This is a genomic window from Pseudoalteromonas apostichopi, assembly GCF_030297135.1.
Lineage (GTDB): Bacteria > Pseudomonadota > Gammaproteobacteria > Enterobacterales > Alteromonadaceae > Pseudoalteromonas > Pseudoalteromonas apostichopi.
This window is the reverse complement of the sequence record NZ_AP028065.1, coordinates 1348204-1363148: the sequence shown is the minus strand read 5'-3', so window position 1 is coordinate 1363148 and position 14945 is coordinate 1348204. Positions and strand designations below refer to the sequence as shown.

The window sequence follows — 14945 nt, the reverse complement described above, 5'->3', positions numbered from 1 at the left end:
CAAGAATGGCAGTCCCTTTTAAGAAGTAACAACGATGAGAGTAAGTACCTGTGAAGCGCCCAACGGGTTGGTTTAAAAGCGATTTATACTGCGTTATCGATCTTAACAATAGAACCACTATTACTTGCAATCAATGCCTTGCCTAAATCGCTTTTAATTCCAACTGAAACTTACATCTTGAGGTGGTTTGGGTATATATTAATCCGCTTAATGAAAATCGAGTAAGAAGCCGACCTTCTTAAGGTATTTTTGCTCTTGCTGTAAGTCAGCTAAAAGCAAGGTATGTTCTTTGAGCCACTTATTGTGAAACTTTAGGAACATACTATTTTGCTTGGCTGTTATCTCAAGCTTAAAACCTTGATCGGTAATACGCTTTTGATTCAACAGTACCGCTAAGCGCAAAATCACAATAAGTTGTAATATTTCATAATGCTGCATTGTATGCAGTGCCGGAAACTCTTCTAAACGGATCTTTTTCCGATAAAAGCGGATCATGCAACTGAGCAAGGTTTGCTGTTGCTGCGTAAACCCTGGTAATTGGCTATTCGCAACGATGTACGCACTATGCTTATGTATTCCTGATGAATTTACCCCTAAGCCAATTTCATGCAGCTGCGCGGCCCAATCCAGTAAGTTGATATAGTCCGGATCAGTAAATTGCCATGCACCTTTTACTTGTTCAAACAGCCATTTTGCAGTTTTAGATACGCGGTTAGCATGCTCTTTATCTATGGCGTTACGTTCAGACAGGTTCTCTATGGTATTAGTGCGAATATCTTTATGGGCGAGCTTTTGCTGCATTTCATGAAGTAAACCTTCACGAAGAGAAAAGTCGCTGTATTGCATTGCTTCTATTTTAAATAGCTTAAATACTGCAATCAATATCGCTAAACCACCACAAATACTGACTTGTCGCTCAGCTGTGAGACCTTCAATTTGTAGCGCCTGAATTTGTTTAGCAGCAATAAACTGGGTTTTTAATTCTAGTAATCTCTCAAGCGTGATTAACTGTTGCTCGGCATCATTGGCGTTAATCATGGCAAGGATTGATTTAATTGTGCCAGATGTCCCTACTACAGATTGCCAGCCAGCCGATAAGTAGTTGGCAAAGATCACTTCGAGTTCTTGTTCTGCGCGAACCTCTGCTTTATCAAAGCGCTTAGCTGTAATTTGCCCATCAGCGAAAAACTGCTTGGTATAGCTGACACATCCCATGTTTCGACTAGCTAGTAGCTTGTGTTTAAAATGTTTGCCAATTATGAGCTCAGTACTGCCACCACCAATATCAATAACTAAGCGATTTTCATCATGATGAATGTAATGGGCGACACCTTGATAAATTAAGCGCGCCTCTTCTTGCCCTGAGATCACTTCAATCGGGTAGTTAAATACCCTACTTGCTTGGGTTAAGAACGAATGAATATTTTTAGCGCGGCGTAATGTGTACGTCGCGGCAACTTTGACATTCTCGATGGGAAAGTCCTGTAAGGTGGTCGCAAATTGTTTAAGGATGGCTAGAGCACGTTCAATAGCTTCTTGGCTTAAGTGATTTTTATCATCCAAACCGTCAGCTAAGTAAACGCGCTGCTTTTCTTTGTGTAAGATCTGCAAAGAGCCATCGACCTCTCTTGCCACCACTAAATGAAAACTGTTTGAGCCTAAATCAACGGCAGCTATTGAGGGATAATCATTCATTATTATAGTTACTTTCCCATTTTTTAAGGTGGTCATAAATGGCAATTTGTGAGCGAATTTTCTTACGATTACCACGGCGCACATAGCTATTTTTTTGCTCACTATCGATTATGCGTGCTTTTGTTCTATCTTTAAACTGTAGTTCAAGAATATCAATGATAAGCTGTTTTAATTTTTTATCATAAATTGGAGTGGCCACTTCAACACGATGATCTAGGTTACGGGTCATCCAGTCAGCTGATGAAATATATACTTTTTCATCACCATTATTATGAAACACCATAACCCGCGGATGCTCTAAAAAGCGGTCAACGATACTAATGATACGAATGTTATCATTTGCGACAGAGGGTACTAACGAACACATACCACGCACTATAATACGAATTTTTACGCCACGTCTTGCGGCAAAATAAAGGTGATCAACCAGCTCTTTATCGACAAGGTTGTTTATTTTTAAAGTAATTCGCCCAGCCTTACCGTGCTCTACATTGCTAATTTCTGCATCTATCAGTGAGATGATAGTTTGCCTTGCATTGACTGGCGAGATCATCAAATGATCAAACTGAAATGGCTTATAACTACTTTCAATGAATTTAAAAACGCTATCGCATTCTTCGCTAATACTTTCATGCTTAGTGAATAAGCTAAAGTCAGTGTATATTTTGGCTGTTTTTTCGTGAAAGTTACCTGTGCCAATGTGTGCGTACTTCACTATGTTGTTTTTTTCTTTACGGTGAATGACACATAACTTGCTGTGTACTTTAAGTGCTGGGATACCAAAGATCACTTTAACACCAGCATTACTGAGTGTTTTTGCCCATTCGATATTATTTTGTTCATCAAAGCGCGCTTTAAGCTCGACCATGACAGTTACATGTTTGCCATTTTTGGCGGCATTAATGAGCGTAGAAACTAGACGAGACTGACTGGCTACACGGTAAATATTGACCTTAATTTGTGTCACATCCGGATCAAAGGCTGCTTGGCGTACAAACTCAAGTAAATGGTTAAAAGTGTGATATGGGTAATACAGCAAAATATCTTGCTCTGAGATGGCATCAAACACACTCGAGTGATTATTAAAGGCCGTGCTTTGTAACGCTGGTAGTGGTTTGTTTTCTAAGTACTGGCGGCCAACATTCGGAAACGCAATAAAATCGCGGAAGTTACGGTAACGACCACCGGGGATCAGCGCATCATGTTGACTAATATTAAGGCGTTTTTTCATCACTTTAAGCATTTCAGCTGGCATACTTTCGTCATAAACAAGACGCACAGGTTCAGCATAAATACGTTGCTTTAGTCCTTTCGACATTTTATCGAGCAAGCCTTCTTCAAGCTCGTCATCTAAATTGTACTCGGCATCACGAGTTAGTTTAATGGCATAACATTGAATATCATCAAAGCTAAAGAAGCTGCTAAACACATCGCGAATAAAGTAGGCGATGATGTCATCAAGCATCACAATAGTTTTATGACGGCGTGTTTTCTCTGGTGGCAAAATAACAAAGCGAGATACGCGGTCAGTTGGCACCTCCATCATGGCATAATGACTTTTTTGATTGGTCATTTCGACAAACAAATAGGTCATGGTGTCGTTTATTTGATCTGAATAGTCTTTCTTTTCAGTGAGTAAAATTGGCAGTATATGTTGTAGCACATTGTCGTGGAAAAACTTTTTCAGCCAGGTTAAATGAAATTCAGATAGTTTCTCTGGTAGCTCTACGTGAATATTGTGCTCGTTTAAATCATTCAAAATATCTTTATGAATTTGATTAAACTTTTTACCAAGCAGTAGCACTTTACTTTGGATCTGATGAAGTAGTATTTCGTCTTCTTCAAAGTTCGCATCAGGAATTTTATTAAGTAAAATTCGACGCTTTACATCGGCTACACGTACTCTGAAAAACTCATCCATGTTGTTTGAGTAAATACCTAAAAAGCGCATGCGCTCAATAATCGGGTTCGATTTATCTTTGGCTTCTTGCAGCACGCGTTCATTAAAAGACAGCCAACTAAGCTCTTTAGCAAAGTAGTTTACAGCTTGAGAAGAAGAATGTGATGCGTTCATCTGGTTTTCCAACGTTTATAACTAGTTAGAATATAGAGGATGCAGATGACGGTTGTATTAAAATACTCAAGCTGCCTCTAGATACCGTTTCAGTTGGAATTAAAAGCGATTTAGGCAAGGCATTGAATGCAAAGAATGGTTGCTCCCTTGTTAAATTCAATAACGCAGAATAAATCGCTTTTAAAACCAACCCATAGGGCGATTCTCTGGGGCTTACTCTCTGCGTTGTTACTTTTTAAAAGGGAATGCCATTCCTGCAAAGTAACGCCTTGATATTAAACCCCAGAGAAACGCTGAATTCTGTATCTAGAGGTAGTTTGAGTATTCAACATGTCGGTTTTGTGACATGTATGTCATTAATTTTAAAGCTTAGTTTAAGCTCGGATGTCCCTATAGACTTGTTTGTTATGCGTCCTCAATATCAACAATTAGGTCTGTGGTAATAGACTCAAGTGCAGTGATTACTTCGTCTTTGTTCATGCCTATTGGTAAAGCAACGGTGGCAACAGCACTAAAAATAGGTACCCCCCAGTTAGGTGCACTTTGTTGTTTTGAATTTAGATGAGTGATATTCGCACCTTTATGGCGAATAACGCTGGCTAACTCTTGCACAATGCCTGGTCTGTCATTTCCTGTGATAACAAAATTAATCTGTTCAGACTTTTCTTCAGGTAGTATTTCGGCACCGCGTTCAATTCTAATTTCTAAATACGGCAGGCTATGTAGTGCATCTTGCAGCTCTTGCAGATGTTCTTCGGGGACTGCGGCTTCAATAATTCCTGCAAAGTGGCCTGCAAGATGGCTCAAGTTACTGCTTAACCAATTACCATGGTGGTTTAAAATCGTAGCTGAGAGGTCTTCAACCAGGCCGGGTTTATCTGGTCCTAAAATAGTAATTACTAACTGCTTCATACTTATATCTCTATAAAAATGCCTCTGAAAAATGCGAAAAAAGGAAGGAGGCGTTGGTTTAAAAATGATTCTTATTGTCGAAAAAATAAGTCTTATTGAGTATTGATGTAGTTTTATTGTTTGTCCAATTTTTTCCATATAGTTATAAAAAATTAGTTATAACAATTTGTTAGCTTGTGAATTTGGTCGTTATAAATACGCAGAACAATGTCGCAATTTGGTCATTTGTTAACGTTAAAATACGTTCCTTAAATACATGCTTTATTACACTGAATTATGACGTTTGTAACATTACTGTCATCTTGGTGAAATATAATGCGCGCAACGTTAAGTTTTAAGGGTGTTTTGATGACTTCCAATCCGAATAAACCTACCTTTCATACGGATAGAAGCCGTCTATTTAAAGACAGGTTTGCCAAGTGGGGTATTTCCGCAGGTGGCGTAATGGTGCTAGTAGCACTACTACTCATATTCTTTTACCTTCTTTATGTTGTTCAACCTATTTTTGAGTCAGCAAAAGTAGAGACACGTAACAGTGTAAAACTACAAAATGCGTCAGAAGTTGTTGGTCTTGGCATTGAAGAGCAAACAGAAGTTGCCTTTTTACTTGGTGAAAAAGGTAATGTTGACTTTTACAGTGTTGAAAAAGAGCAGTTTGGTAAAAAGATCACCACTCTTAATACAGAATTACCTAGCGATGTAAGCAGCTTTGCAAGCTCTGCACCGTTCCAAGGTCAATACGCATATGGCCTTGAAAATGGTTCTGTTGTTGTGGTTGCACCAAAATTCTTAGTGACATTCCCTAACAACCAACGTCAATTAACACCACGTTTAGATTACCCGCTGGGTGATTTGGCGCTAGAGGTCGATGACCAAGGTGCGGCAATCACTAAATTTGCATTTAGCCACTATGAAGATAAAACAGCGGTTGTTGCTTTAACGGCTGATAGGCGCGTTTTGTTTAGCAGCTTTGTAGGTGAAGAAAACATGTTCACTGGCGAAGTTGAGTGGGTTGTTGAACGAACTGAGCTTGATATTGAAGGTCGTGTTGATGAGCTATTAATCTCACCTGATACAACACGTACATTCGTGCGATCAGCAAATCAAATTTACGTATACGATACGCGTTACCCTTCAGAGGTTGAGCAAATCCAACTGCTTGCTGCGAACGAAGAAAACGCGAACCTAGTTTCAACTCAACTATTAGCTGGTGCAAACTCACTGATGCTTGCCAACGATAATGGTGAAGTATCTCAGTGGTTTGAAGTAAACACTGAAGATGGCCGTGAGTTCCAAAAGATTCGTGCATTTGAAACCAGCAAGCAATCTAAACTAAACATTTTTACAGAATTCTACCGACGTACTTTCTTCACAACAGGTGCTAACGGTGAGCTAGGTATTTATTACACAACTAGCGATGCCAAACTGTGGCAAGGTAAAGTAAGTGAAGGTCCAATTCAAAACTTTGCAATTGCACCACGTTCTAACGCGGCATTGATTCTTGCAGATGACGCGTTGAAAGTAATTGAAATTCATAATGAGCATCCAGAAGTAACTTGGTCTGCACTATGGCAAGAAGTATGGTACGAAGGTTATCCAGAGCCGGGTTATATCTGGCAGTCAACGTCGGCAAGTGATGACTTTGAATCTAAGTTCTCATTAGTGCCAATTTCATTCGGTACGATTAAAGCTGCAATGTACGCGATGTTATTTGCGGTACCCATTGCACTTTCAGCGGCAATTTACACGGCGTACTTTATGTCGAGTGAACTACGTAAAGTAGTTAAACCGACTGTAGAAATCATGGAAGCATTACCAACGGTAATTCTAGGCTTCTTAGCAGGTCTTTGGTTAGCACCATTAATTGAAGAACATTTACCAGCGATTGTCGGATTATTAGTGTTGCTGCCAATTGGTATCTTATTAACCGCATTTGGCTGGAACAAATTACCGGCGTCTATCCGTCACCGTGTTCCTGAAGGTTCTCACTCAATATTACTGATTCCAGTTGTTATCTTTATTGGTTGGCTATCGTTTGCGATGAGTAACTCAATTGAGTTATGGATGTTTGACGGTAATGTGCGTCAGTACTTAACCAATGAATTAGGTATGACATTCGACCAACGTAACTCGTTAGTTGTTGGTATTGCAATGGGCTTTGCTGTAATCCCAACTATTTTCTCAATTGCTGAAGATGCGGTATTCAGTGTTCCAAAGCACTTATCAAACGGTTCATTAGCACTAGGTGCAACGCAATGGCAAACATTGGTTCGCGTAGTACTACTAACAGCAAGCCCAGGTATTTTCTCAGCAGTGATGATGGGTCTAGGCCGCGCTGTAGGCGAAACAATGATTGTTCTAATGGCAACAGGTAATACACCTATTATGGACTGGAGTATCTTCCAGGGTATGAGAACACTTGCTGCGAATATCGCGGTAGAGATGCCAGAATCTGAGGTAGGCAGCTCGCATTATCGCATCCTATTCTTAGCAGCATTTGTATTATTCATATTCACATTCGTTTTCAACACAGTGGCTGAGTTTGTTCGTCAGCAACTGCGCGAAAAATACAGTTCAATGTAGGTGGAGAAACACGACATGGTAAAGCAGTGGTTTAAGTCTGGTTCTCCTTGGATTTGGATGACCGGCGGTGCGGTAAGCATCAGTTTAATCTCGGTTCTTGGCTTACTAGCCATGATTGCTTGGAAAGGTTTAAGCTTTTTCTGGCCATCAGAAGTAGTGCAACTTGAGCTGCAAGGTTCAGTAGCAAAGCAAACAGTGATCGGTGAAGTTTATGACCGAGAACTAGTTGCAAAATCACGTATTGAGGCGACGGGCGTTGATTTATCTGATTACGACAAAGAGCAACTAGAGCGCTTACTCATTAAAACAGGTAACCGAGAGTATGTAGATCTAGATTTCCGTTGGGTACTAGAGACAGATATTACATCACGTACTACGCCAGCTGAGCTTGCTGTATTCGAGCGTAGCAAAAACGGTAACTTTTACGGTTATGTTGAACAGGTTATTAAAGACGGTGAAGTTATCACAGATAACAAAATCGAAGAGCTTTATGATCTTGTTGACCGCGCAGTTGACCTGAATGACCAAGCCTTAGATTTACAAAATGGTGAAATTGGCCATATCAACTATGAGCTTGAGCGTTTACGTTTAAAAGAAAAAGCATACCAGCTTGATAACGAACTAACAGATGAGCGTGTTGCAGAGCTTGCACAAGCGCGTGCTGAGCTACGCGCTGAGTACACTGTATTAGAAAAACAGTTATTCGCACTTCGCAAAGCAGCTAAGCGTGACCAAGTAACGGTTAAAGACATGCGTGGTGAAGTGGTTACTTTGCCACTTTATCAAGTTCTTGATGTGTGGTTCCCTAATGACATGGGCTTCTTTGCTAAGCTTGGTCATTACTTTGTACAACTTGGTAAATTTGTTTCGGATGACCCTCGTGAAGCCAACACTGAAGGGGGTGTATTCCCTGCGATTTTCGGTACTGTGTTTATGGTCTTACTAATGGCAGTGATTGTGACGCCATTTGGTGTAGTCGCAGCGATTTACTTACATGAATACGCAGCAAAAAACGCCATTACTAAGATGATCCGTATCGCGGTAATCAACCTTGCCGGTGTACCTTCAATTGTATACGGTGTATTTGGCCTAGGTTTCTTTGTATACATGCTAGGCGGCAGTATTGACCAATTGTTCTACCCTGAGTCGTCGCCAAGCCCTGTATTTGGTACGCCAGGTGTTATTTGGTCAGCATTAACACTAGCAATTCTAACGCTACCCGTTGTAATTGTTTCGACTGAAGAAGGTTTATCACGTATTCCTAGTACAGTGCGCCATGGTTCACTTGCACTTGGCGCAACAAAAGCAGAAACGCTATGGCGTATCATCATTCCGATGGCAAGCCCAGCGATTATGACCGGTTTAATCTTAGCGGTTGCACGTGCAGCCGGTGAAGTAGCACCACTAATGCTTGTTGGTGTTGTTAAGATGGCGCCAACACTGCCACTTGACGGTAACTTCCCATACATACATTTAGATAGAAAATTTATGCACTTAGGTTTCCACATTTATGATGTTGGTTTCCAAAGCCCTAACGTAGAAGCGGCACGCCCGCTGGTATATGCCACGGCATTCTTACTGGTATCAGTAATTATCGCCCTGAATATCACCGCGATTGGTATTCGTAACCACTTACGCGAAAAGTTTAGAGCTCTTGAGCATTAATACAGAATTTTTATAGGTAGACAGAGATGATTACAGTTGCACCACAAGTAAACCAAGCGAAAAGCGCGGCAAAGCTAGATTTAGATAACCTAACTGCAGAACAAACTGCGTTAGAAATTAAAAACTTAGATCTATACTACGGTGATAAACAGGCACTTAGCAGCGTAAATATGAACATCCCGAAGGGTCAGGTAACGGCATTTATCGGTCCATCGGGTTGTGGTAAATCAACACTTTTACGTTGTATCAACCGTATGAATGACCTAGTTGATAGCTGTCGTATCGATGGTGAGATCTTACTACATGGTCACAATATCTATGATAAGAATGTAGATGTTGCTGCACTACGAAGAAATGTCGGGATGGTATTCCAACGTCCTAATCCATTTCCAAAATCGATCTACGAAAATGTCGTTTATGGCCTACGCTTACAAGGTATTAAAGAAAAGCGTAAACTAGACGAAGTGGTTGAACAATCTTTACGTGGCGCAGCGTTATGGGATGAAGTGAAAGACCGCTTACACGATAGCGCATTTGGTCTATCTGGTGGTCAGCAACAGCGTCTTGTTATTGCTCGCTCAATTGCTATCGAGCCTGAAGTACTACTTCTGGATGAGCCTACATCGGCACTAGATCCAATTTCTACTTTAGTTATCGAAGAGCTAATTAACGACTTAAAGAACAAGTTTACCGTGGTAATCGTTACTCACAACATGCAACAAGCCGCTCGTGTATCTGACCAAACTGCGTTTATGTACATGGGTGAGTTGATTGAGTATTCAGATACCAATACGTTATTTACAACACCAAGCAAGAAGAAAACAGAAGACTACATTACAGGCCGTTACGGTTAGTCAATAAAGTCACTTGGTCTCGTAGACGAAATTTATAGAGGTAGACAATGGAACATAATATCAATAAACACATTTCGGGCCGTTTTAATGAAGAGCTTGAAAATGTGCGAAACCATGTATTGAACATGGGAGGGTTAGTTGAGCAACAACTAAACAGTGCACTAGATGCTGTTAGCAATGGTGATGCAGAACTTGCACAAAAAGTACGTGAAAACGACTATAAAGTGAATGCAATGGAAGTGAACATCGACGAAGAGTGCACGCGCATCATTGCTCGTCGTCAGCCAGCAGCAAGTGACCTACGCCTTGTGATTGCAATTGCTAAAACAATTGCTGATTTAGAGCGTATTGGTGATGAAGCTGAGCGCATTGCTAAAGTAGCGCTGGACTCATTCACAAAAGATCAGCAAGACCTACTGGTGAACATTGAAAACATGGGTCGCCAAGTATCGAAAATGCTTCACGATGTTCTTGATGCATTTGCACGTATGGATGTGCAGTGTGCGTTTGAAGTACACAAAGAAGATGCCAAAGTTGACCGTGAATATGAAGCAATTACACGTCAGATCATGACATACATGATGGAAGATCCACGCTCAATTCCGAAAATTATGGATTTAGTGTGGTCAGTTCGTTCATTAGAGCGAATTGGCGATCGTTGCCAAAATATAGCTGAATACATCATCTATTTTGTAAACGGTAAAGATATTCGTCATACATCTCAAGAAGATATAGAAAAGTCGCTGTAAATTAAGCCGCTCCTTTTCATTATTAAATCGAGCGGCCCTTGGGCCGCTTTGTGTTTTATTGGTGATGTAAGGCAGAAAAAGCGTTCACAATCGAACACAATGCTGTAAAATTCGCAGCTGCCAAAGCATACTAATTTATAAAGGGTCAGTTATGCCTACAAATGCATTTTTAGGGGTTTTTGCTAAATCACCTATTAAGCCTATGGAAGATCACATTAAGAAAGCACATCAAGCAAGTAAAGCATTGATACCTTTCTTTAATCACGTTTTTAAAGCAGAGTGGCAAGAAGCGGAAGAAATCCGCCTAAACATTCGCAATTTAGAGCGTGAAGCTGATGAAATGAAACGTAACATCCGCCTTCAACTACCACGTGGTTTATTCATGCCCGTTGAGCGTACCGATTTGCTTGAGCTTGTTACCCAACAAGACAAAATTGCTAACAAAGCAAAAGACATTGCAGGTCGTGTAGTTGGTCGTGAGATGACTATTCCCACTGAAATACAAGAAGATTTCCTTGTTTATTTAACGCGTTGTGTTGATGCGACTAAACAAGCATCAAAAGCAATCAATGAGCTAGATGAGCTGCTAGAAACTGGCTTCAAAGGTCGCGAAGTTACTTTAGTTGAGAAAATGCTCGTTGAATTGGACGCTATTGAACAAGACACGGATGACATGCAAATCAAAATTCGCCGTCAATTGCGCGCCATCGAAAATGAACTTAATCCTGTCGACGTAATGTTCTTATACAAGATCATTGAATGGGTAGGCGAGCTTGCAGATATTGCTGAGCGCGTAGGTTCTCGTCTTGAGCTGATGTTAGCTCGTTAATTTCAAATCAGTTCAAAAACGAAAAAATTAAAGGTTCACACAATGGATATCATTGCAAATTACGGCACGATACTGGTTTTAACTGCCGCCGCAGTTGGTTTCTTCATGGCTTATGGTATTGGTGCAAATGATGTTGCCAATGCGATGGGTACATCAGTTGGCTCAAAAGCACTTACAATTAAACAAGCAATCATCATCGCGATGGTGTTTGAATTCGCTGGCGCATACCTTGCTGGTGGTGAGGTTACATCTACAATCCGAAAAGGAATTATTGATGCGACGCCATTTATGGACATACCGGAACTTATGATCCTTGGTATGATTGCCGCACTATTCGCTGCAGGTAGCTGGTTATTGATTGCCTCTTTCTTAGGCTGGCCTGTATCTACGACTCACTCAATCATTGGTGCCATCATTGGTTTCGCTTTGGTTGCTGTCGGTAGCGAAGCAATCCAATGGAACAAGGTAATGGGTATTGTTGGTAGCTGGATTGTTACCCCTGCTATTTCTGGTTTTATTGCATACCTGATCTTTATGAGTGCGCAAAAGCTAATTTTTGACACTGATGCACCACTTAAAAATGCTAAGCGTTTCGTACCTGTGTATATGGGTCTAGCAGGCTTTATCATGTCACTGGTAACAATTAAGAAAGGCTTGAAGCACATTGGTATTGATTTAGGTGCTGTTGAAGGTTACGCGCTTTCTATCGCGATTGCAGTTGTCGTAGCTGTTATTGGTAAGATTGCTATTGCGCGTCTGAAAATCGATCCTAAAGCTGACAAAGCAATGCAATTTAACAACGTTGAGAAAGTGTTCGCAGTACTTATGGTACTAACAGCATGTTGTATGGCTTTCGCACACGGTTCAAACGATGTTGCTAACGCGATTGGTCCACTAGCTGCTGTTGTAAACATTGTTGAGCACAACGGTGAAATCGCTAAGAAAGCGGCTATCGCATGGTGGATTTTACCACTAGGTGGTTTAGGTATTGTTGCTGGTCTTGCTATCTTAGGTAAGAAAGTAATTAAAACAATCGGTGAAGGTATCACGCACTTAACACCAAGCCGTGGTTTTGCTGCAGAACTTGCTGCGGCTTCTACAGTTGTTATCGCTTCAGGTACTGGTTTACCTATTTCTACTACGCAAACACTGGTGGGTGCGGTACTAGGTGTAGGTATGGCACGTGGTATTGCGGCACTTAACATGGGTGTTGTAAGAAACATTGTAGTTTCTTGGGTAATTACATTGCCAGTTGGCGCAGCCCTTGCTATTGTTATTTTCTACGTACTGAGAACTGCCTTCGGGGTATAAAAAGTACTAAAAGACTTTTAGCTTGAAAAGATCTCAATGCCTTAGGTATTGGGGTCTTTTTATTTTCAGGTAGAGTATGAATAACTTACCAAGTATAAAACAACTACAGTATTTACTAGCAGTCCATCAACATCAACACTTTGGCCGCGCAGCCAGCGCCTGTTTTATTGGTCAATCTACATTAAGTAGTGCAATTCAAAATCTAGAAGAAACTTTAGGTTGCCAGCTCATAGAGCGCGAAAACCGCAGTTTAATGTTTACAGCTATTGGTGAGGAAGTTGTAGAGAAAGCCCGTAAAATTATTGACGACACTCTTAGTCTAAAAGAGCTTACAAAGAGCTTTTTAACGCCTTTAAGCGGGACACTTACTCTTGGTGTGATCCCAACGATTGCCAGCTTTATTGCTGCGCCCTTATATCATTTCTGCAAACAAACCTTTACTGAGTTAGAGTTAGTCTTGGTTGAAGATACCAGCGACAAGCTACTCGATAAGCTAGAGCACGGACAAATTGATATGGCTTTACTGGCCTTGCCATTTGATACTGAAAAGTTTCATACCCAAGTACTTGCCAAAGATCACTTCAGTCTAGTGCATCATAAAGATTACACTCCAGCGGATGGTGTAGAAGATTTTAATCTGTTACCTGATGCTAGCGTGTTTTTACTTGAACGTGAGCATTGTATGACTGGGCACGCGCTAAGTGCCTGTCATTTAAATCGCTCAAGCTGTATTAATCCATTTGAAGCGGCAAGCTTACATACTTTATTAAGTATGGTTGAACACCAACTGGGTGTTACTTTCCTACCTCAAATGGCCATAAATGCCGGCATTTTAGATAAGAAAGATATGGTCGCAACGCCATCTCAAGGCGATGCTTACCGAGAAATAGGTATCGTGTGGCGTAAAACCACAGGCCGGATCAGAGACTTTAGGCTGTTTAGCCAACAGTTAGAGCTATTTCTTAACAAGCAATGTAGCTTAGACGGTCAGTGTGACAACGAATAAAGCCTCTACCTCTAAATAAAACCCCAAATAAAAAATTTGGGGTTTTTTATTATTTAAATAAACTATTTTTTTCCTTCCCTCGACTAACATAATAACAAAACCATAAAAGGCAGATCAGATGACGAGGCTAGTGTGTTTTTTCAATCACTTGAAACATTAATTGCTAAAGCGCAGCAAGGTAATAAACGGGCGTGGTTGAAATTAGTCAAGCAGCACGAAACACAGGTGTATAACTATTGTTTAAGGATGCTAAGCCACCCTGATGATGCAATGGATTTGATGCAAGAAGTGTTTATTTCTGTATATAAAAGCTTGCCAAGTTTTCGCGGGGAATCGAGTTTTAACACTTGGCTCTATCAAATTGTGCACAGGCGCAGTGTTGAATATTATCGCCGCCGTAAGCTGCATCAGAGCTTGGATTCTGTACCAGAAGAAAGTTGTGAGCAGAGTGAGTTAGAAACCAATCGACTGCAATCCGAGCAGCATTATGAGCTCAAAGAAATGATGAATAATTTACCCTGGGAGCAACGCTTGGTGGTGGAGTTAAAATTTTTTCAGCACTGTACGTTTGAAGAGATAGCTGAGCAATTAGGTATTTCAACCAATACAGCTAAATCGAGACTATACAGTGCACTTGGTAAGTTAAAAGTGCATTTGGAGGCCGTAGATGGCTAATTTAGATTCATTGTTTAGCGCATGGTTAGAAGGCGAAAGTCTTACCGATGAGCAAATTGCGTTGCTACAGGCCAATGCTGAATATGCATTAATGATGAGTAATGCAATGCAATGGCAACAGCAAAGTCAGAATTATGAAACGGTGTCAGTACCAAACTGGGATCGAGAGTCCAGTATGCCAAAAGTACAAAAATCGAATCTGTTTTTTGGTTCAGGGATGTGGGCAGTGGCTGCATCAATTGCATTTTGCGCGTGGCTTTTTGTTAGTAATCCACAGCAAGGAAATCAGCAATTACTCGAGCAAGTGGCCAAACAAACCAATTTATTAGAGTCACAACAAAAGCAAATAGATCAATTGCAAAATATTATCACTGCGCAAAATGAAGTGCAGCAGCAACAAATGTATCAGTTAGCAAAAGAAGCTATTAAGACGGGGCGAGTAGAGCGTCAGGAAGATATTGCCAGTGTGCTTGCATATATTAAAACGCAGCGAGCCCAAGACCAAGCGTACTTACGTATGCAATTAAATGATTTAGCAGAGCAAGTGGATGGTAGCCCATTGCCAACCGTTGCCAATAACTTGGAGTATTAA

Annotated in this window: 12 protein-coding genes; 9 read left to right on the top strand and 3 right to left on the bottom strand. The window is 40.7% G+C overall.

All coding sequences use genetic code 11. The features are described from left to right. Nucleotides 1-207 precede the first annotated feature (207 nt). The 3 genes from ppx to QUE86_RS06035 all read right to left on the bottom strand — a co-directional run bounded on the left by ppx (nt 208) and on the right by QUE86_RS06035 (nt 4681). Nucleotides 208-1695 carry an exopolyphosphatase gene (ppx, locus tag QUE86_RS06045; protein WP_167658397.1) on the bottom strand — a complete coding sequence of 496 codons (1488 nt, stop codon included), beginning with the start codon at nt 1693-1695 and terminating at the stop codon, nt 208-210. Next, nucleotides 1688-3769, bottom strand: coding sequence for a polyphosphate kinase 1 (ppk1, locus tag QUE86_RS06040; RefSeq protein WP_130050415.1), 2082 nt, complete (start codon nt 3767-3769; stop codon nt 1688-1690). Before ppk1 ends, ppx begins: the two co-directional genes overlap by 8 nt. A 405-nt stretch (nt 3770-4174) precedes the next feature. Further along, the gene (locus tag QUE86_RS06035; protein ID WP_130050417.1) at nt 4175-4681 is read right to left on the bottom strand and encodes a glycine cleavage system transcriptional repressor; all 507 of its coding nucleotides are present in this window, start codon (nt 4679-4681) and stop codon (nt 4175-4177) included. 348 nt (nt 4682-5029) lie between these two features. On the opposite strand from QUE86_RS06035, the gene QUE86_RS06030 reads away from it, so the two are divergent. The 9 genes from QUE86_RS06030 (at nt 5030) to QUE86_RS05990 (ending at nt 14945) form a co-directional block, all read left to right on the top strand. After that, nucleotides 5030-7264, top strand: coding sequence for an ABC transporter permease subunit (locus tag QUE86_RS06030; RefSeq protein ID WP_130050418.1), 2235 nt, complete (start codon nt 5030-5032; stop codon nt 7262-7264). A gap of 15 nt (nt 7265-7279) precedes the next feature. Continuing rightward, the gene (pstA, locus tag QUE86_RS06025; protein WP_130050419.1) at nt 7280-8929 is read left to right on the top strand and encodes a phosphate ABC transporter permease PstA; all 1650 of its coding nucleotides are present in this window, start codon (nt 7280-7282) and stop codon (nt 8927-8929) included. 26 nt (nt 8930-8955) lie between these two features. Then, entirely contained in the window at nt 8956-9783 is an 828-nt protein-coding gene (gene pstB, locus QUE86_RS06020; RefSeq protein ID WP_130050420.1) for a phosphate ABC transporter ATP-binding protein PstB, read from the top strand. 47 nt (nt 9784-9830) lie between these two features. Beyond that, nucleotides 9831-10532: a phosphate signaling complex protein PhoU gene (gene phoU, locus QUE86_RS06015; RefSeq protein WP_130050421.1), complete on the top strand. Its 702-nt coding sequence runs from the start codon at nt 9831-9833 to the stop codon at nt 10530-10532. Between the two features lie 151 nt (nt 10533-10683). Further along, a complete protein-coding gene (locus QUE86_RS06010) occupies nt 10684-11361 on the top strand; it encodes a TIGR00153 family protein (protein WP_130050422.1) in 678 nt (225 codons plus the stop codon). 42 nt (nt 11362-11403) lie between these two features. Continuing rightward, nucleotides 11404-12672, top strand: a complete 1269-nt coding sequence (locus QUE86_RS06005) for an inorganic phosphate transporter (RefSeq protein ID WP_130050423.1) — start codon at nt 11404-11406, stop codon at nt 12670-12672. 76 nt (nt 12673-12748) lie between these two features. After that, nucleotides 12749-13678: a hydrogen peroxide-inducible genes activator gene (locus QUE86_RS06000; protein ID WP_130050424.1), complete on the top strand. Its 930-nt coding sequence runs from the start codon at nt 12749-12751 to the stop codon at nt 13676-13678. Between the two features lie 132 nt (nt 13679-13810). Then, nucleotides 13811-14353: an RNA polymerase sigma factor gene (locus QUE86_RS05995; RefSeq protein ID WP_130050425.1), complete on the top strand. Its 543-nt coding sequence runs from the start codon at nt 13811-13813 to the stop codon at nt 14351-14353. Then, nucleotides 14346-14945 (top strand): hypothetical protein, encoded by a 600-nt coding sequence (locus QUE86_RS05990; protein WP_130050426.1) that lies wholly within the window; start codon nt 14346-14348, stop codon nt 14943-14945. The genes QUE86_RS05995 and QUE86_RS05990 overlap by 8 nt, the downstream gene beginning before the upstream one ends.

What these genes read in the sequence shown, in the direction of transcription:
- QUE86_RS05990 (WP_130050426.1), top strand. Translation starts at nt 14,346, where the DNA reads ATGGCTAATTTAGATTCATTGTTTAGCGCATGGTTAGAAGGCGAAAGT.
- ppk1 (WP_130050415.1), bottom strand. Translation starts at nt 3,769, where the DNA reads ATGAACGCATCACATTCTTCTTCTCAAGCTGTAAACTACTTTGCTAAA.
- QUE86_RS06010 (WP_130050422.1), top strand. Translation starts at nt 10,684, where the DNA reads ATGCCTACAAATGCATTTTTAGGGGTTTTTGCTAAATCACCTATTAAG.
- QUE86_RS06005 (WP_130050423.1), top strand. Translation starts at nt 11,404, where the DNA reads ATGGATATCATTGCAAATTACGGCACGATACTGGTTTTAACTGCCGCC.
- pstA (WP_130050419.1), top strand. Translation starts at nt 7,280, where the DNA reads ATGGTAAAGCAGTGGTTTAAGTCTGGTTCTCCTTGGATTTGGATGACC.
- phoU (WP_130050421.1), top strand. Translation starts at nt 9,831, where the DNA reads ATGGAACATAATATCAATAAACACATTTCGGGCCGTTTTAATGAAGAG.
- QUE86_RS06035 (WP_130050417.1), bottom strand. Translation starts at nt 4,681, where the DNA reads ATGAAGCAGTTAGTAATTACTATTTTAGGACCAGATAAACCCGGCCTG.
- QUE86_RS06030 (WP_130050418.1), top strand. Translation starts at nt 5,030, where the DNA reads ATGACTTCCAATCCGAATAAACCTACCTTTCATACGGATAGAAGCCGT.
- QUE86_RS06000 (WP_130050424.1), top strand. Translation starts at nt 12,749, where the DNA reads ATGAATAACTTACCAAGTATAAAACAACTACAGTATTTACTAGCAGTC.
- pstB (WP_130050420.1), top strand. Translation starts at nt 8,956, where the DNA reads ATGATTACAGTTGCACCACAAGTAAACCAAGCGAAAAGCGCGGCAAAG.
- ppx (WP_167658397.1), bottom strand. Translation starts at nt 1,695, where the DNA reads ATGAATGATTATCCCTCAATAGCTGCCGTTGATTTAGGCTCAAACAGT.